Below are 25,914 nucleotides of genomic sequence, written 5' to 3'. Positions count from 1 at the left end.
TAAAAATTATACCCATTTTGTCCCATTTTGTATATAATGAAAGAAAAACATTTCAAAAAGGAGACTGATATGGCAGAAGAAAAAATCACACCGGTAACCGAAAGCGAAATCGACAACATTCGTGTTTCACTCGATTTGGATGACGGTTCCAAAGTTGAATGTAAGATTTTAACCATCTTCGAAGCTGCCGGTAAAGAGTATATTGCTCTGCTTCCGCTCGATGCAGACGGAAAAGAAAACCCGGATGGAGATGTTTATCTTTATCGCTATGCAGAAGACGAAAAAGGAATTCCAAGTGTCGAATATATTGCTGATGCTGACGAATATGAGGCAGCAGCCGATCGCTTCGACGAACTTTTAGATGAAGCATATTACGATTCTATGGATGAATAATTTCTTCCACAAAACGGGATACCATCAAATCCGAGTGTGTGGACTTCACACTGCAGATATGCAGTGAATCCATCGCTCTGGTCATTCCCACATAAAACAAACGGCGCTCTTCTTCGATTTCTTCGTCTAAGAGCGCTTTTTTGTATGGCATCACGCCCTCATTCACATCAATCAGTATCACATGTTTAAATTCAAGGCCCTTGGCACTGTGAAGCGTCGAGAAAGTAACCGCATTCACTTTCTTACTGCCACGGTTCATCTCATAGAGCGCTTCCTGCGCAGCGACAATATGATTATTCAGTTGTTCAAATGTCTGATATCCTTTCGCCACACTTTGGAACTCATCCAACACAGCCAGCAATTCTTCCTTTGTGATATCATGTTCCTGCGCAAATTCAATCAGATACTCATCATATCCAATCCCTTTTCGAATATAATTGATTGCCGCATACGGATTCATTTTTGCAATCAGATTCAAATCCTGACGGAGCTTATAGATGCGTTCCTGCATCCAGGGCTTATCGCGATAATACGCTTCCCATACATCAAAAGCCACCTGCGATTCCCGCAAAGAATCACGGCTCAGATAGCGAAGCGGTTTGTTCATCACCTGATAAAAATCGGCCCGTTCCCGACTGCCCGCAGCCATACGAATATAGGTTCTGATATCTTTCACAGCCCAGTGGTCATACAGATTCGGGATCTGATCGCGCACGCGAAATTCGATATTATGATTCAAAAACTGTTCCATCAATAAGCGTGGACCGGTATTGGTCCGAAACAAAATCGCATAATCGTCTAAGGATTCGTTCTTTTCCATCGCTTCACGCATCCAGTCCGTGATGGATTGGTTTTGTTTCTCCTGTGAATCAAAATAGTGTATCCGAAAAGCATCCGGATGAGCAGGCCGTGACGAATGGACCGCTTTATCAAACCTGACTTTGTTATGCGAGATCAGTTTCATGGCTCGATCCGTAATCTGTTTGTCACATCGATAATTGGTATCAAGCAAAATCTGCACCGTATCCGGATAGGTTTCCGGAAACCGTAACATAATCTCCGGCTTTGAACCTCGAAAACGATAGATGGACTGATCGTCATCGCCCACAACAAACAGATTGTTTTGCGGCTGTGCCATCATTTTAATAATATCAAACTGAATCTGATTGATATCCTGAAACTCATCAATCAAAATATATTGATATTTTTGCTGCCACAAAGCCAGAATGTCTTTTCGCTGTTCAAACAAATCATATGTATAAGTCAGCATATCGTCAAAATCAATCAGCCGATTGTTTTGCAAATACTGATGATAATCCCGAAAAATATCTCGAAAAACCGATTCTCCGCATGATTTCGAATAAAAATATCGAATATCAATTCTCGTATTTTTTACCAGCGATATTTCAGAAATCAGATTGGCACATAATTCATTTTCATCCCGCGCATCCAAATGATATCGGTGCACAAGCTCCCGCATCAAATTATATTTCACATTTTCGCGAATGATATTGTCCGCATCAAAATGATAAGCAATTTTCAGTATCATAAAAAAGATGGCATGGAATGTTCCAAATGTCACCTTCGTCTTTTCCTGACCGATTAGTTGCAGGAATCGTTCTTTCATCTCCGTCGCTGCCGCTTTTGTAAATGTAATTACAAGAATTGCAGAAGGATCTACATGATGTTGTTCAATCAGGGAACGGATACGATGCGTAATCACGGTTGTCTTGCCGGAGCCTGCTCCGGCCAAAACCATAGCAGGGCCATCACATACAGCGATGGCCCTCTTTTGAGATTCATTAAAATTCATGAAAAAACCTCAGAAACAGTCTTATTTAGAAAGTAATTCGATAGCTGCTTTGATACGTGCAACAGTTTCGTCTTTTCCAAGCACTTCCATCAATTCGGTTGCACCACCCGGAGTCATCTGCTTTCCGGATACAGCAGTACGAATCGGCCACATAACATAACCATTCTTAACACCTGCAGACTGCACATATTCGCAAAGCATTGCATAAAGAGCATCATTGGAATAATCTTCCTGTTTCTCAAGCAACGGCAATACGGCCTGTAATACTTCCAGAGAAGATTCCTTTGTTGTTTTCATCTTTTTATGTACATACATTTCTGTATCATATTCAGGAACCTGCTCAAAGAAATCGATATGCTCTTTGATGTCAGGGAAGATTTCGATACGGGTCTTTACCATAGCCGCAATCTTCTTTAAGTCATAGTCCTTTGTGATTACTTCCTTGATATATGGCTCTGCCATCTCATAAAAGCGATCAAAGTCCATTGCCTTTAAGTATTCTCCGTTCATCCATTTTAATTTGGTGAAATCAAATACAGCAGGGCTCTTTGACATATGATGATAATCAAATTTACGAATCAGCTCTTCAAGACTCATAATCTCCTGATTGTCTTCCGGAGACCAGCCGAGTAATGCCACAAAATTGACAACGGCCTCTGTGATAAATCCCTGATCCAGCAAATCTTCAAATGAGGAATGACCACTTCTCTTTGAAAGCTTTTGATGATTCTCGTCTGTAATCAGCGGACAATGGATATATACCGGCACATCCCATCCAAACGCCTCGTATAAACGGTTGTATTTCGGAGATGAAGATAAATATTCATTACCACGCACAACATGGGTAATGCCCATCAAATGATCATCTACAACATTGGCGAAATTGTAAGTCGGATAACCGTCTGATTTGATCAGAATCATATCGTCCAGCTCCGCATTGTCAACGGTTATATCGCCATAGATTTCATCTTCGAAAGTAGTGGTTCCTTCTGTCGGGTTGTTCTGACGAATGACATATGGTTTTCCCGCAGCCAGATTCGCTTCTACTTCTTCCTTGGAAAGATGCAGACAGTGCTTGTCATAAATCGAAATCTCTTTGCCTGCCACAGTCTGCTTCAATCCTTCCAGACGCTCTTTGTCGCAGAAACAATAATATGCCTCACCTTTTTCTACCAGTTGCTTGGCATATTTGAGATAAATACCTGCGGCCTGTCTCTCAGACTGTACATATGGTCCACAGCCCTTGTCTTTGTCCGGTCCCTCATCATGAACCAGTCCTGTTTTTTGCATGGTGCGATAAATGATTTCTACCGCGCCTTCCACATAACGTTCCTGATCCGTATCTTCAATTCTAAGAATGAAATCTCCGCCTTCATGCTTTGCAATCAAAAATGCATACAATGCAGTTCTTAAATTTCCTACATGCATTCTCCCTGTAGGACTGGGAGCAAATCTTGTTCTAACCTTATTACTCATATTAAGTCTCCTCTATATATTTATATAGCGCCCTGATTCAAAGAATCCAGGCGTCGTATAATCGATTCAATCTGTGTCCGGTTCTCTCCTTCATCGTCCAGATAGACGAGCGCCTTCTCTTTCATCTGATGGAGGGCGTCTGTATTATATTCTAACCGATTTCTCAGCTTTTGTCTGCGGACAATCAAATTATGTTTTAATTCCACCATCTCTTTTTTATCACAGATGGCATGCGGATAATTGATCCAAACGCGGGAATCATACAATTGTAATTCCTGCAACTGACGAATCAGTTTTTCATTGTAATAATTCAAATCATCATTCGCTTCGCGGAATTTTTTGCGTTCTTTTACCGCCTCGAGATACTGTTCATAATAATACAACAATTCCCGCGAATTTTGAACATGATATTTTTCGCATGCATAATCAACCGCGTTTTTGATATTGACATATTTGATTTTTACGCGGTTTTCAAGCGAAATCGTATGATTGAGATTGATATCACATTGCTGAATATCTTTCTGACATTCCTGTTGGCGCACCATGCAGACACTGCCGACCAAAGCGACCAAAAACATGCCGATAAACATCGGCAATGCCACATCCAGTTGAAAGGCAAGCGTCAGAGTGACATAAATTCCCAGCAAGGTTGCAAACAGAACGAGCAGCCAGACTGAAATCCGTTTGAGCTGTTTCAATTCCTTCTTTGCACTTTTTTTATCGATATTCAAAGAGAGTTTTTCGCCTTCGAGCACATGCAGGTCCCGTTCGATTGCCGCCAGATAGGTTTCGTTGGATTCGAGACGTTTAATCGCCCGTACCAGTTCCTGTTCATTTTCCTGGAATTGCGCAAATTGACTGTCCGAGATACGGTTTCGTGTCTCGAGCAGTTCATCCCGCACATGATTCAGATTTGAAATCTGTGTCGCTGTATCCGCAAGCTTAGATCTCTGTTCCGGCAACAAATCCTCAATAATCTGCATATCATTCAAATATGCGGACACAATGCGGTATTCGTCGCGGATATTTTCGATTTCCCGCGACATATCAATCATCTGCTCGCACAATTCTACCGAAACATGTTTCTTTTCTTTGGACTGCGACAGTTCATATGACAAATCCTGTGTCTCTTTTTTTGTTTTATGCCTTTGAAATAATTTCTTTAAAAAAAATGCCATTTTTATACTCTGCAAATCCTTCGGTATTCATCTTTCCATCCGGCAAGCAAACGCTCTGATTCTTTTGCAAACCGCACACGGTCGCCGGTATTGATTTCATCCGCATATTTTGCCAATTGTTCTTCGAAATCTTTAATATCCTGATTTCTGCTGTACATCGAAAGCTCGTTTTTGATTTCGGTAATCTGCATATCATCGAGACCATGCTCCAAAGCCGTCTTCATAAAAGCATCATCATCCTTCAGACATCGATAAGCAAACAACCATTCTTTTAATGTCTCCGGATCCTGATTCTTGTCATAAGCAGTCTTGTAATAATCAATCGCTTCCCGGAACATATACAGTCTCGCATAGGCAGTCCCGAGATTGTGATAGATATTTCCAACCACGACCGGATCTGCAAGCTGCGCATCCGTCGAAGTCAGCAAATGCTTATAGGCATAGATGCTGCACAGGTATTTTTCCTTTTCCATTAAACGGTCGGCACGCATCTTGTCAATTTCAAAATCACTCTTTTCCTCCATCTGACAGAGAACGGCAAGAATATCCGCAGCCTGCGCCGGAGTAAAATAATAGGATTCTTTGAGAATGTATTCCACAAATGAGGACAGCCTACCATTGTCACGCATAATATCACGCAATTTTTCAGCCATGGTGCGCAATCCGAGCTCTCGTTCCAGCCATGCGCACAATTCCTCACTCATAAAATCGGAGTCCAGTAGATAAACATTATTTGCGATATAATAATTCAATTCTTCAATTGAGTAAATATTGATGGACAACCCGTCTATATAATACGGCATTGCCGCTATTTGCTCATTACATAATAATAATTCACCCATGAATGCTCCTTACATGGTCATCGTATATTTCCATGTCTTGTCCGTACTGCGGAATATTTCCCCAAAGCCGAGATCTCTCATCTCGATTTCAACTTTGTCTACTGAAATTGGCTTTGCTTTGATGCGAAGCCGTGTCGTCTTGTCCGGTCTCATTGGCAAATCGGTCAGTTCGAGTGTCTCGATGCTCGCCTCGCGCGATCTCGGCAGCTGTTTCCAGAAGTCAATCTCATGTGACCCGGAAAGAATGACTTCACACTCGCCTTCCATTTCAAACCAGTTTTTTCCGGCACTGATCAAATTGTAGAATTCCATATTACCACGATTTTTCATTTTGAGAGAAACATTAAATTTCATCTCGTTTTCGCCCATATAAATGTATGGCCAGTCTCCGGTTGCCGCCGCATAGCATGCGCCTTTTGAGAACAGATTATTGCCCATAAAAGCACGGCGACCACGACACAGGAAATTCAAAGACTGCTTCATCCAGTCTCCTTCAAAACCGTCTCCGACCAGATAAACCGATGAAACAATCTGATTTTCAAAAGACTTGTTTAAAATCCGCAAAAATTCCAGATCACGGTCTCCGCCAAGTGTTTTCTTCTGACTCTCAAGGATTGTAATTACCTGAGGTTTGGTGCGCATGTCGCGCTTCAGATAATAGGAATAAAGCAAATCGCGTTCATAACAGAACAGATAAACATCTCTGGCCCACAGCCGTTCATCCTGATGAAATGTGTAATAATAAAAACTCTCCCGATGATCGATTACCTGAAACTGTTCCCTGGTCAGTCCCAATTTGCCGGCAATATTCCAAAACAAATCCATATTGTCACGCGAAAGGCGCTCCACACACAGAACCAGTTTGTCAAATCCCTGCATGGCCCCAAGTCGTTGCGTCAGCTGAATCAACTTTTTGATAAACAGCGCAAGCAGTTCTTTTGCATCATAGACTTCATCATCAATATGAATCATTTCTCCGACAAGAGCCCGGCGAAGCAGCGCATCCACACAGACAAGGTCAGAACTCTTGGCCATTTTGACCGCCTCATCTCCGTAATACCACATGCTGAGATTCTTGCGCTTGGCCAAAATGGTCGGAATACTATATACCTCGCTTCCTGCCACAGTGCTGACCGTCTCCGGCTCATCCATATTCGGTTTGTAATAACTTACCATTGCTGATTTGTCATTCAAATCAATGCCTAAATAAATTGGTTCATTCTCTGACATAAATAGCCTCTTCTACAAAATATGGAATGCCTCTTTGCTGACTTCTTCATATCCGAAATACCGGTTCATGGTCTTCAACAATGCCGCGTCTTCCTGCAATGTCTGCGAAATCATCATCTGGTTGAGCAGATTATACCGACTCTCTTCTCCATCCGAATAAACATCGTTATTTAAGATTTCACAGCTTTCCGATACTTCTACCACAGCAGATTTTTCTTCCGAAATATAATAGCGGATACGTTCTCCGAAAAACATGACAAAGCTCTTGACGAATATGCCGTCATATACATCCACCATATCCTCTGCCACAAAGGAGTCATCCGCCTCGTTCATGCTGTAGTGCAGCACGACATGACTGAGCGGATTCGCACGATATTCCAGAAATACCTTATCATAGAAATGATATTTTGCCACCAGACGCTTATCCAGCTTTTTATAAAAGGCAAAATTCATATTCTTATTCGTGAATTCCGAAAGCAAAGCATCTTCGATGGCAAACTGTTCTTCCGAAATAGTCGGAAGCTCGGATAATCGCTTTAAAAGAGCCAGTTTGCAGGCATCATTCAGTTCAAAGCCGCTCATATAACGGCCTTCGAGCAGACCAAACACATCCGACGTCAATTCTTTTGATGCGACAAAATATTCGTGAGACATATAAGTGATATATGCCATTACAATCAGTTCTCTTCCGCCGCAGTCATAATAATGCGCAAAAATATCAAAGGTCGTATAATCAAGCTTGCCGGAATACATCAGCTGTGTCAGAATTTTTTCTTCCAAATCAAATGTATCAATATCATAACTGCGCGATGCTTTCCACAATTTGATCATAAAATTGGACGGACCGGTATAATATTTGCAAAGATAATTCAAAATCAGATCCGTATATTTGCCATCATAGAATACTCTCGTGCAAAAACGGGTAATATGATCGTCTTCCTCATACTGATTCTCCAAAATCAGGCGATTGCAAAGAGAAACCTTGTATGATTTTCCGACCTGATTGATTCCAAACTCTTCGACCGCTTCCACCGCCCGCTCATACAGATGATTCTCTACGAATTGTTCCATCAGATATTTACGCGCAGTCGCATCATAATCATGGATGTCAACTGTATCAAGGAATTCCTTCATTACAGAATCATATTCCGCAACAGACAGATAACGAATGATTTCCGGCACCATCTCGCTCATAAATTCTCTCGAGAAATCTTCTGCGAACAGGATTCTCCTGAAGAACTGTTTATCTTCCGGCTGGAATGTCAGATAATTGCGCTTGCCCTGGAATCTGTAAATCACATAAGACGGTTCATCCGGAGCCAGAAGCATGGATTTTTCCAGATAATTGCGCGCATTCATCAGCGGCTGCAGGCGATAGGAAACGCTACCTGCATAACGATGCCCGCTTTCATCTTCAAATAAAATCACATAATCTTTCGAAAAGAGCTGGAAATATGCAACATTATTCTGAATCGGGACAATTTGCGGATCTTTCAGCTCACGCTGGTAGATAATCGCACGCACCAGGTGGTTTTCGAACACAATCAGTTTGTTCGTGAAAACAATATGTGCCAGCGAATGCGCAATTTCCTCATTGACCAGACCAAGGTCCAACATATCTTCATATAATACTGCCAGATTGTCATCCATATGTTCCGCTTCGACCTGTTCCATTGCAAAGCGTCCCATCGTACGCCGGTACTGGTCATAGGTCTCTTTGTCCGACTCTTTTGCTGCAATAATATTATTATAGAGCACAGCCAGTTTGCGATATGGCAGATTGCTCTCATATCGGAAATACATGCGGATCATCTTTGGCAAAGAAGAGATATTGCGCTCTTCCATTGAAGTCAGATATGCCTCATACAATCCGGTCACACGCAATTCCAGTTCGATGCCTTTGGCATACCATTCATGATATGTCTCATCAAACTGTTCGGTTCGAATCAGATAGCTGACAATGGTGCCCACATATTCCGGTTTCGGATCTGCCTGATATGCTGCACACATCAATTCATAATATGTATTGGAAAACTCCTTCGTATAGGCAAGAATCTGAAAAATCTGGGCCGCGATATCCTTGTTCATTGCCTTGTGACGCACTGCCCATCTGAGCAATCTCAACTCAAACAAATCCAGTTTGGTCAACAGATACGGATCCTGCCAGATCAAATAATATGCTTCCAAATATAGGTAAGGTGAGGTACATCCACGATTCACCCAATATTCAATTGCCTTTAATTTCAAGGAGCTGTTATTATAATAGCTCTCATCCAGGAATGTCAGAATCCAGAAAACCAACATGGAATTCGGATTTTCTCGGAATATCAGTTTGATTTCCGCAGTCATCTTATCCACATAAACAGGCTCGCGTTCCAGCAGTGTCTGAATATAGAGATAATATGCCCAAATCGGTGACTCGCGATCCGTCCAATCGCGCTTGAAATCTTCCAGAATCCATTCGCATTCCTGACGCTGTCTGTTGATCAACAACGCCTGCGCTTTCATCAAAAGGTACATTGGTTCATCCGGCTCAAGTGCATGCAAATGATCCAGAATCGTAACTGTTTCATTGGACCAACTGCCCGTCACAAGGCGTTTGAGACGATATGCCTGATACAATTCGAGCAAACCGATTTGACTCTCTTTGATATCATGTCTGCGCTTTCGCGCCTCCATCTCGTCCGAAGATAATGTGCCAAGTACCGTAACCGGAATTTCAATCTCCTGATAAGTTGATTTCAATCGAATCCGGCCATAATTATTGCCTGCATGAAGCGCCTCTTTGCGCACAAAAAAATCAACCTGACAGCTGCTTCCGATAAAATCATCTGTCTGGATTTTTTTCTTCGGGATATCGATAAATTCCGAATCGCTCGAAAGTGTAATCTCAATAAATCCCCATCCGTCTTTTTGAATGGAAATGGAATCTTTTTGTGAATCTTCCAAATCAGAAAAAGTAAAATCACTTCTGTCGCATGAAAAAAGAACCCTTTGCTTTTTCCCGATACCGACAAGGAATTCTTCCATATTACGGTTAGATGGTTTTGCGCCCATCATTCCCCTGTAAATCATGGATTCTTTTACTTCGTTCGGCTTGATGATATTTTGAAAGCCCTTATGATAGAACAATTGATATGCTTCATCCCAATGTTCTTTCGCAAGGCATGAGAAATCATAAAGATTCTTAATGAATCCATTTGTGGAATCCATATAATTCTTGAAAATTGTGACAACAAAAGGAAGACTGTATTCAAATCGATTGGATACAATCACAAATTCGCCCTTTAAAACTTCCTGGTCAATGAGCCCTTTGCTATGAAGTTGATAACGAATACGCACTTCCTCTCCATCAAACTGCGGGGTCAGACACTCCATCCGCTCATTTGTGGAATAACAAACTCCTCTAATCTTCATTCCGTTTTGACTGGTAAGGGAAAAACTACCGGAATAATCTTCCCCTTCGATTACAGTCAAAGATAATGATTCATCGGAGAATTGAATAACAGGAACATCGTATTCAAACTTGCCTCTTGCAAGTTGCTTCATTCGATTTCTCATAAATCACAAGTACTCCGCAATTAATTAATAAAATTATACAATAATTTTCATCTTTTACAATGATGTTTTCTTCCCATTTTTATCTCTTTCGAGAATCCTTTCATTGATATGATCAAAAATAATTGAAAGATATCGTAATACCGGTTCCGTCATGATTGCAAATACGACGGTAAGCATTGCACACTGCTTGGTAATTGCCGTAATTGAGAAGAAATCACTCATAAAGAACATGCCAAACAGATAGCCGAGAATGACAATCACAAGCATGCTGACATGCAGAACATTCATCGGTTTTGAAATACGATATAAAATCATAAATCCGACAATTCCCACCAAAACCGTACAAGAGGTCGACAGGCATTCGAGATCCACATCAAACTCACGGCAGAAAAATACCAATCCACTGACAGCCAGGAAATCTGTTACGCCGGCCGGAATTGATTTCAGGAATACATTGGTCAGGAAATGCCCTCGAATTGGATTCTTGTTCGGTTCCAGAGAAAGCACAAACGACGGTGCTCCGATGGTAAACATACTGATCAGCGAAATCTGCGTCGGCTCAAGCGGATAATCCCACATCAGCAGTACAGAGAAAATTGCCATCAGCATGGAGAAGATATTCTTCACCACATAAAGACTTGCCGTTCGCTCAATATTGTTGACCACGCGCCGTCCTTCCATGACAACGGATGGCATTTTTGCGAAGTTCGAATCCAGCAATACCAGCTGTGCCACATTCGAAGCGGCTTCACTTCCTGAAGCCATTGCGATACTGCAATCTGCCTCCTTCAGTGCCAATATATCATTGACACCGTCGCCGGTCATGGCAACGGTATGTTTTTTTGCTTTCAATGCGAGGACCAGACTCTTCTTTTGGCTCGGTGTCACGCGACCGAATACGGTATAGCGATCGACTGCATCTTTCAGATCTTCCTCAGTTTTTAATGTCGTCGCATCCACATAATATTGCGCATTTGCAATTCCGGCTTCCCTCGCAATGACGGATACCGTAAGCGGATTGTCTCCTGAAATTACTTTGATTTCCACATCACGCTGCGCAAAATAACCAAAGGTATCCTTCGCTCCCTCTCGAATCGGATTGGAAAGCATGACAATGCCAAGCGGAACCACCTTTGCATTCAGACGTTTTCCGTCCAGCTTGCCTTTATATTCACCAAAAACAAGGACACGATATCCCTGCTTTGAATATTCTTCGATTTGTCCGGAAATCTTTCCGAGTTCGTCTCTCATGACAAATTCAGGGGCGCCAATAACATAAGTTGCATTTTCAAATGCGACGCCTGAATATTTGGTCTCAGACGAAAAGGTTGAAATCTGTACCGGTTTTTTGCCGGTTGTCTTTTGAAAATAAGCCTGCAGCGCACGCATGGTCTCATTATCGGTCGGCAATGCAGCCGCAAAATCCGAAATTTTTGCATGCAATTCGTCCAGCAATGCCTCCCGCTCCGTCTCACCGGTCAGACATGGTTCAAACGAATAAACCTGCATTCCCGGTTCCGTAATGGTACCGGTTTTGTCCACACAGAGGACATCTACACGTGCAAGTGTCTCGATGCATTTCATATCATGAATCAAAACATCACGCTTTGCCAATCGGGTTGCAGACAATGCCATTGCAACCGATGCCAGCAAATACAGACCTTCCGGAATCATTCCGATTACAGCCGCGACCATGGATGTAATGGAATCCGCAAAACTTCCCTCGTTGATAAAATAAGATTGCACAAATAATGCAACACCAATCGGAATAATCAAAATACCCATCACGATGATCAATCGATTCAAAGACCGGATCATCTCTGATTGTTCCCCTTGTTTGCTCTTAGTTGCCTGAATCGTCAAACGGGACATATAAGAATCCGCTCCGACTTTTTCCAGACGACAATATGCTTTTCCGGACACAACAAAACTTCCGGACATCAAAGCATCACCCGGATTTTTGGCAATTTCATCGCTTTCTCCTGTCAAAAGCGATTCATTGACCGCGAGACTGCCCTCCACGACAACCGCATCGGCCGGAATCTGTGCACCTGCTTCAAGGATAATGATATCATCGAGAACCAGCTTTTCTGCATCTACAACATATATATTGCCGCCGCGAACCACCTGCGCCTGTGGTGCATGCGCAAGGATCAGCTTGTCCAATACTTTTTTGGAGCGCACCTCCTGCACAATACCGATTAGCGTATTGCAGACAATAACCCCCAAAAACATCATGTCCTTGAATGCGCCAACCATTGCAAGAAGCACACCCAAAACCGCAAATACACCATTAAAGTAAGTAAAGACATTGCTGATTACAATATCCTTAATGGACTTGGTAGAGGATTCTACTTTTTTGTTGTATGCATTTGCGTGAAAACGAGCCTTAACCTGTTCTTGGTTAAGGCCCTGATAAGGATGCGGGTTGACTCGTTCAATATTTAATTGACGCGATGCTTGATTTCTCGTTGATTCGTCCATCAAACATACCCCCTTGTTTTTCTTTTATCGAGCTGATAACAACTCATCAATTCCCTTTGCAGCAGCTTTTCCTGCACCCATGGCAAGAATAACGGTTGCTGCACCTGTTACGGCATCTCCACCGGCAAATACAGCCGCCTTTGAAGTTGCACCGGTCTCTTCATTTGCAACAATACATTTTCTGCGATTGATATCCAATCCCGGAGTCGTAGAAGAAATCAAAGGATTTGGAGAAGTTCCAAGTGACATAATCACGGTATCACATGCAATCTCATACTCAGATCCCGGAATTTCCACAGGGCTTCTTCTTCCGGATTCATCCGGCTCCCCAAGTTCCATCTTGATGATGCGAATGCCCTTTACCCATCCGTTCTCATCTACGAGAATTTCGGTTGGATTCTGAAGAAGGTCAAAGATAACTCCTTCCTCTTTTGCGTGATGTACTTCTTCCGCTCTTGCAGGAAGTTCTTCTTCACCACGACGATATACAATATGTGTTTCAGCGCCAAGACGAAGTGCGGTTCTTGCTGCATCCATTGCAACATTTCCACCTCCGACAACAACGACTTTCTTTCCTCTTGAAATCGGAGTCTCATAGCCTTCCTTGAATGCCTTCATCAGATTGTTTCTGGTTAAGAATTCATTTGCAGAAAATACGCCATTTGCCTGTTCTCCAGGGATTCCCATGAATCTTGGAAGTCCGGCACCGGACCCGATGAATACTGCATCGAAACCTTCTTCTGCCATAAGTTCATCAATCTTGGTTGATTTTCCGATTACCACATTGGTTTCAATCTTAACACCAAGTGATTTCACATTTTCCACTTCAGCAGCAACTACTTTGTCCTTTGGAAGACGGAATTCCGGAATACCATAAGAAAGAACTCCGCCGGCCGCATGAAGCGCTTCAAAGATCGTCACTTCATAGCCAAGCTTTGCCAAATCCCCTGCACAGGTAAGTCCTGCAGGGCCGGATCCGATGACAGCCACTTTTTTGCCATTGAGTTTTTCTGCCTTCTTCGGTTTTACACCATTTTCGCGTGCAGTATCTGCAACAAAACGCTCGAGTTTTCCGATTGAAACAGGATCGCCCTTAAATCCTCTGATACATTTTCCTTCACACTGTGATTCCTGTGGGCATACACGGCCACAGACAGCCGGAAGCGCTGAAGATTCAGAAATAATCTGATATGCTTCCGTGAAGTTACCAAGTTTAACCTGCTCAATAAATGCAGGAATATTGATAGAAACCGGGCAACCTTTTACGCACTGAGCATTTTTACAGTTCAGGCATCTGGTAGCCTCAGCCATCGCTTCATCTGCATCATAACCCAGACATACTTCTTCAAAATTAGTCGCACGCACCTTCGGATCCTGCTCGCGTACCGGAACTCTTACTAATACATTCACTTCCATTATTTGTCACCTCCGCAGTGTCCGCATCCGCCATGATGAGTCTCGCCCTCTTCATATGCAAGTTTTGCGCGACCTTCTTCTGTCTTGTATTGTGCCATACGGGCCATTGCCTGGGCAAAGTCAACCTTATGTCCGTCAAATTCCGGTCCGTCAACACAGGCAAATTTCACCTGTCCATCCACCAAAAGACGGCAGGCGCCACACATTCCGGTTCCATCAACCATGATAGGATTCATGGATACAATGGTTGGAATTTCAAGCTTCTTGGTCAATTCAGATACAAACTTCATCATGATCATCGGTCCAATGGTCACGCACTGATCATATCTGACACCTTCATCATATAATGCCTGAAGCTGCATGCATCCATTACCATGGAAACCATACGATCCGTCATCTGTCGTAACATACAGATTTTTTGCTACGGATTTCATTTCCTCTTCATAGAAAATCAAATCCTTGTTGCGATATCCGATAATGACATCTGCTTCGATTCCATGCTCATGCAACCATTTTACCTGCGGATATACCGGTGCTGTACCAAGTCCACCACCGATGAAAACAATTTTCTTTTTCTTTGTCTCTTCAAGGTTCTCTTCCAGACATAATTCTGATGGGCATCCGAGTGGTCCTACGAAGTCTTCCAACGCCTCTCCCTGGTTCAAAGACATCATTCTCTCAGTGCCGGCACCGATTGTCTGTACCACAATGGTAACCGTTCCTTTTTCTCTGTTGTAGTCGCAGATGGTAAGCGGAATACGCTCGCCATATTCATCTGTCTTTGCAATAATGAACTGACCAGGCAAACAGTGCTGTGCGACACGCGGTGCCTCTACTTCCATCAGAACAATATTGCTCTGCAACATTTCTTTTCTGACAATTTGATACATAATTTCCTCCTAGATTTTCTTCTCTCAATTACGAGAAATATACCAATTCATCCTCCGGTTTTTCCGTCGGTTTGATATCGATTGGATAAAGTACCGGTCCTTTTCCTTTGTATTCTCGTGCAAATTCAACACGAATTTCACCGGTAAAATCAATCCAGCTCTTGTGCTCTAATTCCTGTTCGTTTTCATATTTACATTTAAAGCCAAGGAACTGAATATCTTCCACGCAACAAGTCATTACAAATCGACCCGGGACAAAGAAGCCCTTCTTTAATTTTTCCGGATTATAAACCAATGCCTTGAAGTGGATTTTTTTGCGATCGTATTTTTTATAATTCTCCATACAATCCATATACCAGATTGCATAATCTGCATCCGGCAAATCAATGACATCTGCATCAATATCAAACGGAAGTTCTTCCGGTCTTTCATCGATGGTGCCATCTTTGCGCTCATATACCACCTGCGCTTTACGATTGATATTTTTAATCATGCGGCGCAGGTGTCCGCGATCGGTTTCATCATCTGTACGATTAAAAATCACAACATCAGAGATAAAAATCTGATCCTGCATCATTGCACGCATATTATTCAAATACAAATCAAATGTCGTAGAATCGATTGTCATCAATGTCTGGATAATCAACCAGTCCTTTGGCAATTCCTGATCTACAATTTTATCAGCCGTCCATGTTCCGTTGTATTCGAGAAATACAATCTGCGGATGATATTGATCATTAATTTCATTCAGTTTATCCAGATTAAATTGTTCTTCGGATTCGATTTCAACCAGCTGCAAATTCTTTTTTGCCAATTCTGCTTCGTCGAATTCCACTTCTCCGTCTTCGCACATCAAAACGATTCCCGGCGCATCTTCGCCAAAATCATTTTCAAACAAAGTCTCTTTAATCAGAGAAGTCTTTCCACTGTCCATAAATCCGGTGAACAAATATACAGGAATTTCCTGTGCCATATGCTATTACCTCTTCTAATCTAATCTTATCTTATAATAATTATCGCCATTGTAATTTAGGCAAGTCCAAAAATTTCCTCAAGCTCATGCTCATGAATTTCTGTTCCGATCACTACAATTCGGCCTGTATAATCCGGTTCGCCGTCACGAAGCTCATATTCACCCGGAACCATATCGAAATAAATCCATCCGCCATTTACATCTTCTACCATTCCTTTTGCACGAAGGATGTGATCCGATTCTGCAAACTGCTTCAAGATTTCCTCAATTCTTGCGCGTTCAAACTTATGAGGGGTCTCTTTTCCCCAGCTTGTAAATATATCATCAGCATGATGATGGTGATGGTGGTCATGATCATGGCATCCGCAGGTGCAATTTTCATCATGATCGTGATGATGCTCGTGCTCATGGTCATGATCATGATGGTGCTCGTGATCGTGATCATGCTCGTGCTCGTGGTCATGATGATGCTCGTGATCGTGATCATGATCGTGATCGTGATGATCATGGTCATGATGGTGCTCATGCTCATGTTCCGCTTCTTCCTTTTCATGTGCGGCTTCCGCCAAGACCTTTAATTCCAGATTGTCTCTTCCCTCGATTACTTTTAAAATCTGTTCTCCGGAAATTTCCTTCCAATCGGTTGTAATGACAGCTGCCTTTGGATTCAGATGCTGAATTTCCTTGGTACAAAATTCCAGCTGCTCAGGCGTCGCATTTTGAGAGCGGCTTAATACAACCGTTGTTGCATATTCGATCTGGTTATTGAAAAATTCACCGAATGCTTTCATCTGTTTACGCGCTTTTAAAGCATTGACAACTGTCACAAGCGCATTTAATTTCACATCCAGTTCTTTTTCGATATTAATCACACTGGTCATAACATCAGATAATTTTCCAACGCCTGAAGGCTCAATCAAAATACGATCCGGATGATATTTGGAAATTACCTCGCGTAAATTGGTTGCAAAATCACCAACCAAAGTACAGCAGATACATCCTGAATTCATTTCTGTAATTTCAATGCCGGCATCTTTTAAGAATCCGCCGTCAATGCCTACCTCACCGAATTCATTCTCAATCAAAACAATCTGTTCACCCTTGTACGCTTCCTCAATCATTTTCTTGATAAAGGTTGTCTTTCCGGCTCCCAAAAAGCCTGAAATAATATCAATTTTTGTCATTTTTATCTACCTCCTAATCCTTTCAGGAATATAATCTTTCACTAACTTATATATTTTACTAGGAAATTGCAGTAAATGCAAATGAATCTTATTCATGCAACAGGGACTGTCACAAAGGACAGTCCCTGAAATAATACGATTTATGATTCACCTTTGTCATTGCGATATTGACTTGGTGTTTTTTCAAATGTTTTTTTGAATGTACGATTAAAATGTTCCACCGTAGGATACCCGACTGCATTTGCAATGGATTCAATTGACATATTGCCGTTTTTCAACATGCTTTTTGCTTTTTTCAAACGAATATGTGCCACATGTTCTCCAAATGTTTTTCCGGATTTATCCTTAATATATTTCGAAATATACGGCTCGGAAAGTTTGAATTGTGCCGCCATGCTCTCCAAAGTAACATCTTTGAAATTATTTTGAATATAATTGAGCATTGCGGTCAGACGCTCATCCTGTCCTTCTTCTTTTTCTTCTATTTGCGGCAATTTATTAACTGCAACCACAAGCGCTCTGATTGATGCCTTAATAATATCCTCATCCATGCCGGCGCCCCAGAAGTTCTTTCCATTGCAGGTAATTCCTACATACGCAATTGCTTTGGATGATGAGCCGTGGGAAAGTGCATGTTCTTCATAAGTTGAAAGTTCATAGCTGACATCGAAAAATTGCTTCAAGGTATTGCTCACCGCATCCAAACGACCATTTCCATATGCATTGACAATGGCTGATTTGTCCCGGTACTGGATTGTCGTCTCCGCCATGATTCCATCTACCTGCTTGAAGTGAGCATCCGGAATACTGAAATACGGGGTCCGAGTAATATAATTCTCTTCAAAAATATTATAAATCCATTGTGGTGAAAGCTCTTTATGATTCTCATCGGATACCTGTTTCACAAGATATCCAACCTCCTCGCGCATCGCTGCAGGAAGTGAAATTGAGAAATTATTTTTCAAAATATAAGCTACCCCACCTTTTCCGGACTGACTATTGATACGAATGACATCTGCATCATAAGTTCTGCCGACATCAATCGGGTCAATCGGAAGATAAGGAACAGTCCACTCCTTTAACTGCTTTTCTTCTCTCCATGCCATACCCTTTGCAATGGCATCCTGATGAGAACCTGAGAAAGCTGAGAATACCAAATCACCGGCATATGGCTGTCTCTCATGAACATGCATACGAGTCAGACGTTCATAGACTTCACGAATTTGCGGCATATTATGAAAATCCAGTTTCGGATCAAGGCCATGAGAATACATATTCATCGCAATGGTAATAATATCGACATTACCGGTTCGCTCACCATTTCCGAACAATGTTCCTTCAATTCGATCGGCTCCTGCAAGCAAACCGAGTTCTGCATCCGCCACGCCGGTTCCTCTGTCATTATGTGGATGAAGTGATAAGACAACATTGTCTCGATACTTCAAATGCTTGCTCACATATTCAATCTGTGTTGCAAACACATGAGGCATTGCTGTTTCCACAGTTGCAGGAATATTGATGATGGATTTGTTCTTCGACGGCTGCCATACATCAAGTACTGCATTACAAACCTCAACTGCATACTCAACTTCCGTTCCATGGAAGCTTTCCGGAGAATACTCAAATGAGAAATCGCCTTCTGTTTCATCCGCAAGCTTTTTAAGAAGCTTTGCTCCGTCAATTGCAAGCTGCTTAATCTGTTCTTTATCTTTCTTAAACACCTGCTCGCGCTGTGCAACAGATGTAGAATTGTACAAATGCACAACCGCATGAGGTGCGCCCTTTACCGCTTCAAATGTTTTGCGAATAATATGCTCACGAGCCTGTGTCAATACCTGAACTGTCACATCATCCGGAATCATATCCCGTTCAATCAGAGTCCTCATGAAAATAAATTCAGTCTCTGATGCTGCCGGAAATCCAACTTCAATCTCTTTAAAACCGATATCCACAAGCATCTGGAAAAATTCAAGCTTTTCATCCAAGCTCATCGGTTCAATCAAAGCCTGGTTTCCATCGCGTAAATCAACTGAGCACCAGATTGGTGGATGCTCAATATAATCCTTTTTCACCCAGTCTGTCTCATAGATTTCCGGGAGAAAATATTGTCTGATATACTTATCTGCGTTTTTCATGTTGACTCCTCCTCTTGTTCATTAGTGTTATGCTAACACTAACAACAAAATAAGTCAACACTTTTGATAAATTTCTTTGACGATTTCATCAATCTCTTTGAACAAATTTAATTCCGTCTCTAAACGCTCACATGCAACAAAAAGCTCTATGATTTATCATAGAGCTTTTCATATATTGCATTTATAAAGCGATCAATTATTCAACTGTAACTGACTTTGCCAGATTACGCGGCTGGTCCGGATTCAAACCTTTTCCAACAGAAGTATAATATGCAATCAATTGTAAAATAACAACCGCTTCAAAAATTGCGAATTCATCAGGAACCTGTGGCAATGAAATATGAACATCACAGATGGAATCGTCTGTAATTTTCTCATCCATGCTCAACAGAATCACATAAGCACCACGCGCTTTTACCTCGCGAATGTTCGAAATGGTCTTGCTATATACATGTTTTTGGGTTGCAACCGCAATCACAGGAACACCTTCTGCGATCAAAGCAATCGTACCATGTTTTAATTCACCTGCGGCATAACTTTCGGCATGAATATAAGAGATTTCTTTTAATTTCAAAGCACCTTCCATTGTTAAAGTATAATCTAATCCTCTTCCAATAAAGAAGGTATGCTCAGAATTAATCATCTGGCGGGTTAATTGCTCCACATCTGAAGCCTTTGCGATGACTGCTTCAATATAATCCGGAACACTTTCCAATGTCTTTATAAATTCTTTTGCATCCGCTTCTGACATTTTGCCAAGAGAAAGACCCAATTTGCAAGCCAAAAGATACATTGTCGCACATTGTACAGTATACGCCTTTGTACTTGCTACAGCGATTTCCGGTCCGGCATGTGTATAAAGCGCATAATGGCTTTCTCTTGCGATTGAAGATCCCTTTACATTAACAAGAGAAATGGTTCTGTCTGTATATTTAGAGGCCAAACGAAGTGCCTCTAAAGTATCAATGGTCTCTCCGGACTGAGAAACCGCAATCACCATTGAATTCTTAGATAAAATAGGCATTTCATAACGGAATTCAGAGGCTATGGTAACTGTAACAGGGATCTGCAAACGATTCTGAATCATGGTTTTGCCAACCATACCAGCATACATTGCAGTACCGCAGGCGATGATGGTGATATCCGTAACTCCTTCAAAGAATGAATCCGGAATCTGATCATCCTCAAAGAATGGCAATCCATTCTTAATACGCGGTGTGATGGTACGGAGAATTGCCTGAGGCTGTTCATGGATTTCCTTAATCATATAATGAGGATATCCATCTTTTTGTGCTGCAGTCACATCCCAATCAACTGTCATATATTCCGGATTTACAGAAACACCTTCTAAAGTCTCCACTTCAATCGCATCTTTTGTCAATGTTAAAATATGACCTTCCGGAACAATAAAATATTCTTTTGAGAACTCAATGAAAGCAGTCAAATCTGATGCAATAAATGATCCGGCTTCACAATGAGTTGCAACAAGCGGGCTCACACTTCTAATAGAGAAAATAGTATTCGGAAAATCCTGAAACATGATGCAAAATCCGTAAGTACCTTTTACAAGGGCTACCGTTTTGCGAATCGCTTCCTTTGGATCTTCTTCATAAAAATGATTCAAAAGTGCAGCTGCAACTTCTGTATCCGTATCAGATTTTAAATCTGATTCCAAATGATATTCTTTTACAAGTTCATGGTAATTTTCAATGATACCATTGTGAATCAAAGATACTCTTCCAACTCTGTGAGGGTGTGCATTTGTAGTCGTAACTCCACCATGTGTTGCCCATCTGGTATGACCGATTCCACAGGTTGCGCTATTCTCATCATCACAAATTGCACGAAGATCCTTGACCTTTCCAATGGTTTTTCTGATATGAATCTTTCCGTCTGCACCAAAATAAGAGATACCTGCACTGTCGTATCCACGGTATTCGAGGCTGGAAAGTCCATCTAATAAAATACTTTGTGCTTCACGGCCACCCGTGAATCCAATAATTCCACACATAATAATGCTCCTTTATTCTATTAATGTCTTTCATTTGTACATACAGTTTGAGAACCTTTGTACACATGAATTACTTCATGCTTTTTCTTCCTCAATACGCAGCTGTATCCACGGATGGGCATCCGCCGAATTTTCGATCACCCACCACCTCGTTAACCGTCTTTGCGGTGCTTGGCGCTAAAGTTTCTAAACTTTTCGAAATCTGCATCTCCTTAATACAGACAAGTCATTTTACCATACTATCCGTGATTCGTCCACTTTATTGCGGGTAACTATTAATCTATACTTTCCGATGAAACATTGTCTTGTATGAAATAATCTTCATTTTTTTCTCGATTCCAATAATATAATGCAGTATAGCAATTTGATGTTTCAACTCCTTGTTTTTCTTCTTTCGTTAGTTCCCTTCCTAAAGCAAGAAACATTCCACTTTCATCAACATAACTAAAATCAAAAATGTTTTCTCGAAGTGTAGTCGTTTTATTATTTAAATCAAGGAGTTTTAAATTTCCTCCTGTTTCGTCATTATAATCCGAAATATAAAAAATGCCTTCTGCCGTCAATAAATATCGATAACAATTATCTTTGATAATCAACTCTTGATTTCCTTGTTCATTCATACGATAAACATTAAAATCTTTTCCGTTTCGATAATAAATATAATGATCATCCAACTCAATCATATTCACTTTATCGTCCAGCAATATATGCTCATTTGAGCCATCCAAATCCGCTTCAAATATTTTCATACTATCATCTTCATATATTATTTTGTCATTTTGGAAAAATAAATACAGGAAGATTGGTCGATTTAAAATGATTTTTTCATTTTTGTCATCCAACGCAATCCTTAGCAATTGAGAGTCTGTAGTAAAATAGATATATTCGTTATAACACCAAATGTTACGAATCGGTTCTTCTGAACGATAAAAAACCTCAGCTTCGCTGTTTCTAATCCGTACAATACTGTAATAATCAGATGAATCGCAAGCGAAATAATCTCCATCATGATAATTTATATAGCTCCAATTATGTTTAGAAATACATGTTAAATCAGCATGCACACATCCTTTTTTCTGGCAAATCGGAAACACGTCATTTGAATTTGTATCATAATAGAATAATTTCATTTCATTAATTAAACATATTCCATTTTCAGGGTAGACATCAGACCAGAATGCTCTTTCGTTAGTATACCATTGTCCGCAATTTTTGTGATTGTATGTATAATCAATTTGTTTTTTTTGCGTTTGGCCTTTTTTCGTTATCGTTTTTGAAATTCCAAACGTTGCAACACCAACAAACAATACTAATATTATTACTTTTATCAATAATTTTTTATTCATATCCAGTTAGCACTCTCCTTGCAAATTGATATTTCTTTTTAGTGAATAAATCAAATAGAATTATAAACAAGCATACTATTAAAAGCGGAATTAAGTATTTATCAATTACAAATGTATTTGTAATTAAGAAGCGTGGCTGTTCAAAATAATATTTTAACTGAACAAAAGCGAAAGGATTGATCAGTCTCCATATTTCATAAAACTTTCCGAATGCATAAGTCGAAATTATATATTCACTATCTGTTGTATAGGCACCATGATATAAATAGTCATAAATAATATTAATTGCAATTGAAATTGCAAAACAAATTTCACTGATTACAATCGAAAGATTTTTTCTTTTCAACAAGCATGATAATGCAATAGTAAACATTGAAAAGAAAAATGTGGTGATTATTCCGGCTAACAATTCAAAAATTATATATTTTACGACTGTATAATTACCTGGACATAATTCAAAACCCTTTGCATAAAACAAAGGAGCAATTAATTCCCATTTCGAAATTGGAAAGCGAATCATACATATAAGATAATATTCAAAATTCAATATTATTTGAATCATAATAGATAACAAAAAAACTATTCGCATTTTGCAGGCTATGTTATTTCGGTAACCATATTTCGTTGTTGCTAAGATAAGCGAAGTATGATTCTTTTCTTCTAAAATAAGACAACCCGCACATAAAATAATCATAATTGAAATTCCTATAAGAATTGGAAATTGATTATCTATTAAAATAGGAATCAAATTACGATTACAAATAACATGTTCCTCTTCATCATCAAAATATTTATGATATGCTTCTTCTCCTATTTCTGCTTTCTTTATTTGATTGGATTTCAGATAAGATTCACGCTTTTTAATTAAATTTATAAGCGCATCCATTTCAGTTAAAGCACAAAAATCTTCAAATCTGTTATCGCAATATTTCCCAGATAATTCCATGGACTCATTTTGAAAAACCATTCCTTCATCTGTTTCAGTAAAAACTTCAGAATAAGCTTTTTTATATTCATCTTCCAGTGTTTCTTGCTTTTCTTCTGTCAATGTACCATTAATATCGCGATAAAATCCATTTAAACTTGTATCATAATTACGACCAACAAATATCAAAGACCATATAAAAATCAAGGCAAAACCAAGCATCAGAATAAAATAGCTAGTTTTATTATGCATGATTTTTTTGAATTCATAGTAATACATCTAACACTCCTCTTCCTGGACAGATAGATATAATTCTTCTAAATGAGATAATTGATCATTTGCAATCTGTTTCTGTATCTGACCATTTTTCAAAAAAATTACATAATCTGATACCTCTTCTACATCAGATACGATATGGGTTGATAAAATTACAATTGATTCATTGGAAAGTTCTTTTAAATATTTCTTAAAATGTGCTCTCTCCTCTAAGTCCAATCCTACCGTTGGTTCATCTAATACCAATAATTTTGGAGAACCAAGGATTGCCTGAGCAATCCCCAGTCTTTGTTTCATTCCGCCGGAATACGAACTAATCTTTTTGAACCGAACGGATTCTAAGTTCATTACATTAAGAACACGATTAACTTCCGTTGAATCTACTTCTTTCAATTTTGACATATATTCAAGGAATTGTTCACCTGTAAAATTATGATAAAAATCTAAATGTTGAGGTAAAAAACCAATACCACTTCGATATTCTTCCGGATTATGGAAAATATCATTTCCATTCCATTCGATTGTGCCGCATGATTTTTCAAGAATTCCAACCATAATATTTAAAAGTGTGGTCTTGCCAGCTCCATTCGGTCCTAATAAACCATATAATCCGTGTTCAAATTCAAGATTAATGGAATGAAGTACTTCTTTATCTTTATAATTCTTAGAAATATTTTTCAGAGTCAATTTATCATTCATAGCTATATAACCCTTTTCAAAAATAATTGTTTAAAATGATTCCAAAAACATAATTCTATAATTAATAAAATTATAAAACCCGTAATAAAATGAAATACAAATCGCAATCCTATCATACTCAAAACTGATATATTAAATATAGAATACTCTCGAACAGTTTCTACACTAATTACCGGGGCTGATAAATGTGTCACTCCATCAAAAATGATACTTAAAAATAATTCTACAAACGTAAATAGTGTCGTAAAAGTGAAGCACACTAACATATTCCATTTTAGTTTTTGCTTACGTATTCTATTAATTCCACATTTCGTGCAGCTACAAATATTAAGAATTGATCTTTTTTCCGTGCTATAGGAAAAAAGAAATAGGATAACTAATATACCAAATAAAAGCCACTCTATCCTTGTTGGATTTAATAAATATTTCAAATACGTATCATTTATAAAATCAGTGTTCTTTTCCTTATCCAAAACGATTTGCTGGTATATTTTTGTGATTTGTTGTTCTTTTATTTTGCATTCATGTAATTCATTCCGATATTTACTATATTCCTCATATGATATTGCATCATTGATATAATCAGATTCTTTAATAGATTCCTGGGATATTATTTCGCAAACATAATCATACTCTTCGGTGATTTGATTCAGTTTTTCCTGAGTAATCGGTCCTTCATATTGTTCAGCAATTTCCTGATACAATTTTTCGCCGTTTGCCCGACTACTGCCAAATAAATGTGTAAAACAAATAATAAAATGGGATAAAACTAAGATAATAATCAATAGAATTACAAGATGATGATTTATTTTTCGAAATTCGTATTTCATAAAAAACTCCCAAGCAAAAATCCCCAAAGCAACTTAAACGTTTTCGTAATCTATATTTAAATTATACTCTATTCATAAAGTAATTCAACAATATGCCAAATCATTTTATTCTAAACAGCAAAAAATCGTTGAAGTGCACAATTTTCAGAAGACGTTTTTGTACAAAAAAAGAACCGTTCAAATGAACAGTTCTAATTCAAGTCTCGCTCGCGAGACTTGGCGCGAGATTTGCGTCAGCGTAGCTGACATATT

General features: G+C 39.8%; 18 protein-coding genes. 1 reads left to right on the top strand and 17 read right to left on the bottom strand.

Features of this window, described 5'->3' with window-relative positions; translation table 11 throughout:
• Positions 1-69 precede the first annotated feature (69 nt).
• A complete protein-coding gene (locus CSX02_RS02065) occupies positions 70-393 on the top strand; it encodes a DUF1292 domain-containing protein (protein WP_031545542.1) in 324 nt (107 codons plus the stop codon).
• Here CSX02_RS02065 and CSX02_RS02060 read toward each other — a convergent pair.
• The 17 genes from CSX02_RS02060 to CSX02_RS01980 form a co-directional block, all read right to left on the bottom strand.
• On the bottom strand, positions 380-2,206 hold the full coding sequence (locus CSX02_RS02060) for an ATP-dependent helicase (RefSeq protein ID WP_031545544.1): 1,827 nt from the start codon (positions 2,204-2,206) through the stop codon (positions 380-382). The two genes, CSX02_RS02065 and CSX02_RS02060, sit on opposite strands and share 14 nt — an antisense overlap.
• Positions 2,207-2,227: 21 nt before the next feature.
• Complete coding sequence (gene gltX, locus CSX02_RS02055; RefSeq protein WP_099385447.1) at positions 2,228-3,682, bottom strand: glutamate--tRNA ligase; 1,455 nt, start codon at positions 3,680-3,682, stop codon at positions 2,228-2,230.
• Positions 3,683-3,702: 20 nt separating this feature from the next.
• Positions 3,703-4,860, bottom strand: coding sequence for an AAA family ATPase (locus CSX02_RS02050; RefSeq protein WP_099385446.1), 1,158 nt, complete (start codon positions 4,858-4,860; stop codon positions 3,703-3,705).
• A 2-nt stretch (positions 4,861-4,862) separates the two neighbouring features.
• A complete protein-coding gene (locus CSX02_RS02045) occupies positions 4,863-5,702 on the bottom strand; it encodes a hypothetical protein (protein ID WP_099385445.1) in 840 nt (279 codons plus the stop codon).
• A gap of 9 nt (positions 5,703-5,711) precedes the next feature.
• Complete coding sequence (locus CSX02_RS02040; RefSeq protein WP_031545551.1) at positions 5,712-6,932, bottom strand: DUF5716 family protein; 1,221 nt, start codon at positions 6,930-6,932, stop codon at positions 5,712-5,714.
• A gap of 12 nt (positions 6,933-6,944) precedes the next feature.
• Positions 6,945-10,493 (bottom strand): DUF5717 family protein, encoded by a 3,549-nt coding sequence (locus CSX02_RS02035; RefSeq protein ID WP_143248122.1) that lies wholly within the window; start codon positions 10,491-10,493, stop codon positions 6,945-6,947.
• Positions 10,494-10,547: 54 nt separating this feature from the next.
• Positions 10,548-12,977: a cation-translocating P-type ATPase gene (locus CSX02_RS02030; protein WP_099385443.1), complete on the bottom strand. Its 2,430-nt coding sequence runs from the start codon at positions 12,975-12,977 to the stop codon at positions 10,548-10,550.
• Between the two features lie 24 nt (positions 12,978-13,001).
• The gene (gene gltA / locus CSX02_RS02025; protein WP_031545557.1) at positions 13,002-14,393 is read right to left on the bottom strand and encodes an NADPH-dependent glutamate synthase; all 1,392 of its coding nucleotides are present in this window, start codon (positions 14,391-14,393) and stop codon (positions 13,002-13,004) included.
• Positions 14,393-15,283: a sulfide/dihydroorotate dehydrogenase-like FAD/NAD-binding protein gene (locus CSX02_RS02020; RefSeq protein ID WP_031545559.1), complete on the bottom strand. Its 891-nt coding sequence runs from the start codon at positions 15,281-15,283 to the stop codon at positions 14,393-14,395. Before CSX02_RS02020 ends, gltA begins: the two co-directional genes overlap by 1 nt.
• A 28-nt stretch (positions 15,284-15,311) precedes the next feature.
• Positions 15,312-16,256, bottom strand: a complete 945-nt coding sequence (locus CSX02_RS02015; protein WP_031545561.1) for a TIGR03943 family putative permease subunit — start codon at positions 16,254-16,256, stop codon at positions 15,312-15,314.
• Positions 16,257-16,312: 56 nt separating this feature from the next.
• Positions 16,313-17,440 carry a CobW family GTP-binding protein gene (locus tag CSX02_RS02010; protein ID WP_099385442.1) on the bottom strand — a complete coding sequence of 376 codons (1,128 nt, stop codon included), beginning with the start codon at positions 17,438-17,440 and terminating at the stop codon, positions 16,313-16,315.
• 140 nt (positions 17,441-17,580) lie between these two features.
• On the bottom strand, positions 17,581-19,575 hold the full coding sequence (locus tag CSX02_RS02005; RefSeq protein ID WP_099385441.1) for a 2-isopropylmalate synthase: 1,995 nt from the start codon (positions 19,573-19,575) through the stop codon (positions 17,581-17,583).
• 196 nt (positions 19,576-19,771) lie between these two features.
• Complete coding sequence (gene glmS / locus CSX02_RS02000; protein ID WP_099385440.1) at positions 19,772-21,586, bottom strand: glutamine--fructose-6-phosphate transaminase (isomerizing); 1,815 nt, start codon at positions 21,584-21,586, stop codon at positions 19,772-19,774.
• A 275-nt stretch (positions 21,587-21,861) separates the two neighbouring features.
• Complete coding sequence (locus CSX02_RS01995; RefSeq protein WP_099385439.1) at positions 21,862-22,932, bottom strand: DUF5050 domain-containing protein; 1,071 nt, start codon at positions 22,930-22,932, stop codon at positions 21,862-21,864.
• Entirely contained in the window at positions 22,925-24,136 is a 1,212-nt protein-coding gene (locus CSX02_RS01990; RefSeq protein WP_099385438.1) for a hypothetical protein, read from the bottom strand. Before CSX02_RS01990 ends, CSX02_RS01995 begins: the two co-directional genes overlap by 8 nt.
• Positions 24,137-24,832: an ATP-binding cassette domain-containing protein gene (locus CSX02_RS01985; RefSeq protein ID WP_099385437.1), complete on the bottom strand. Its 696-nt coding sequence runs from the start codon at positions 24,830-24,832 to the stop codon at positions 24,137-24,139. It lies immediately after the preceding gene.
• A 2-nt stretch (positions 24,833-24,834) separates the two neighbouring features.
• Entirely contained in the window at positions 24,835-25,662 is an 828-nt protein-coding gene (locus CSX02_RS01980; protein ID WP_099385436.1) for a hypothetical protein, read from the bottom strand.
• Positions 25,663-25,914: the final 252 nt, after the last annotated feature.

It is taken from the genome of Agathobacter ruminis (assembly GCF_002735305.1).
Lineage (GTDB): Bacteria > Bacillota > Clostridia > Lachnospirales > Lachnospiraceae > Roseburia > Roseburia ruminis.
This window is presented reverse-complemented; position numbering and strand designations above follow the sequence as displayed.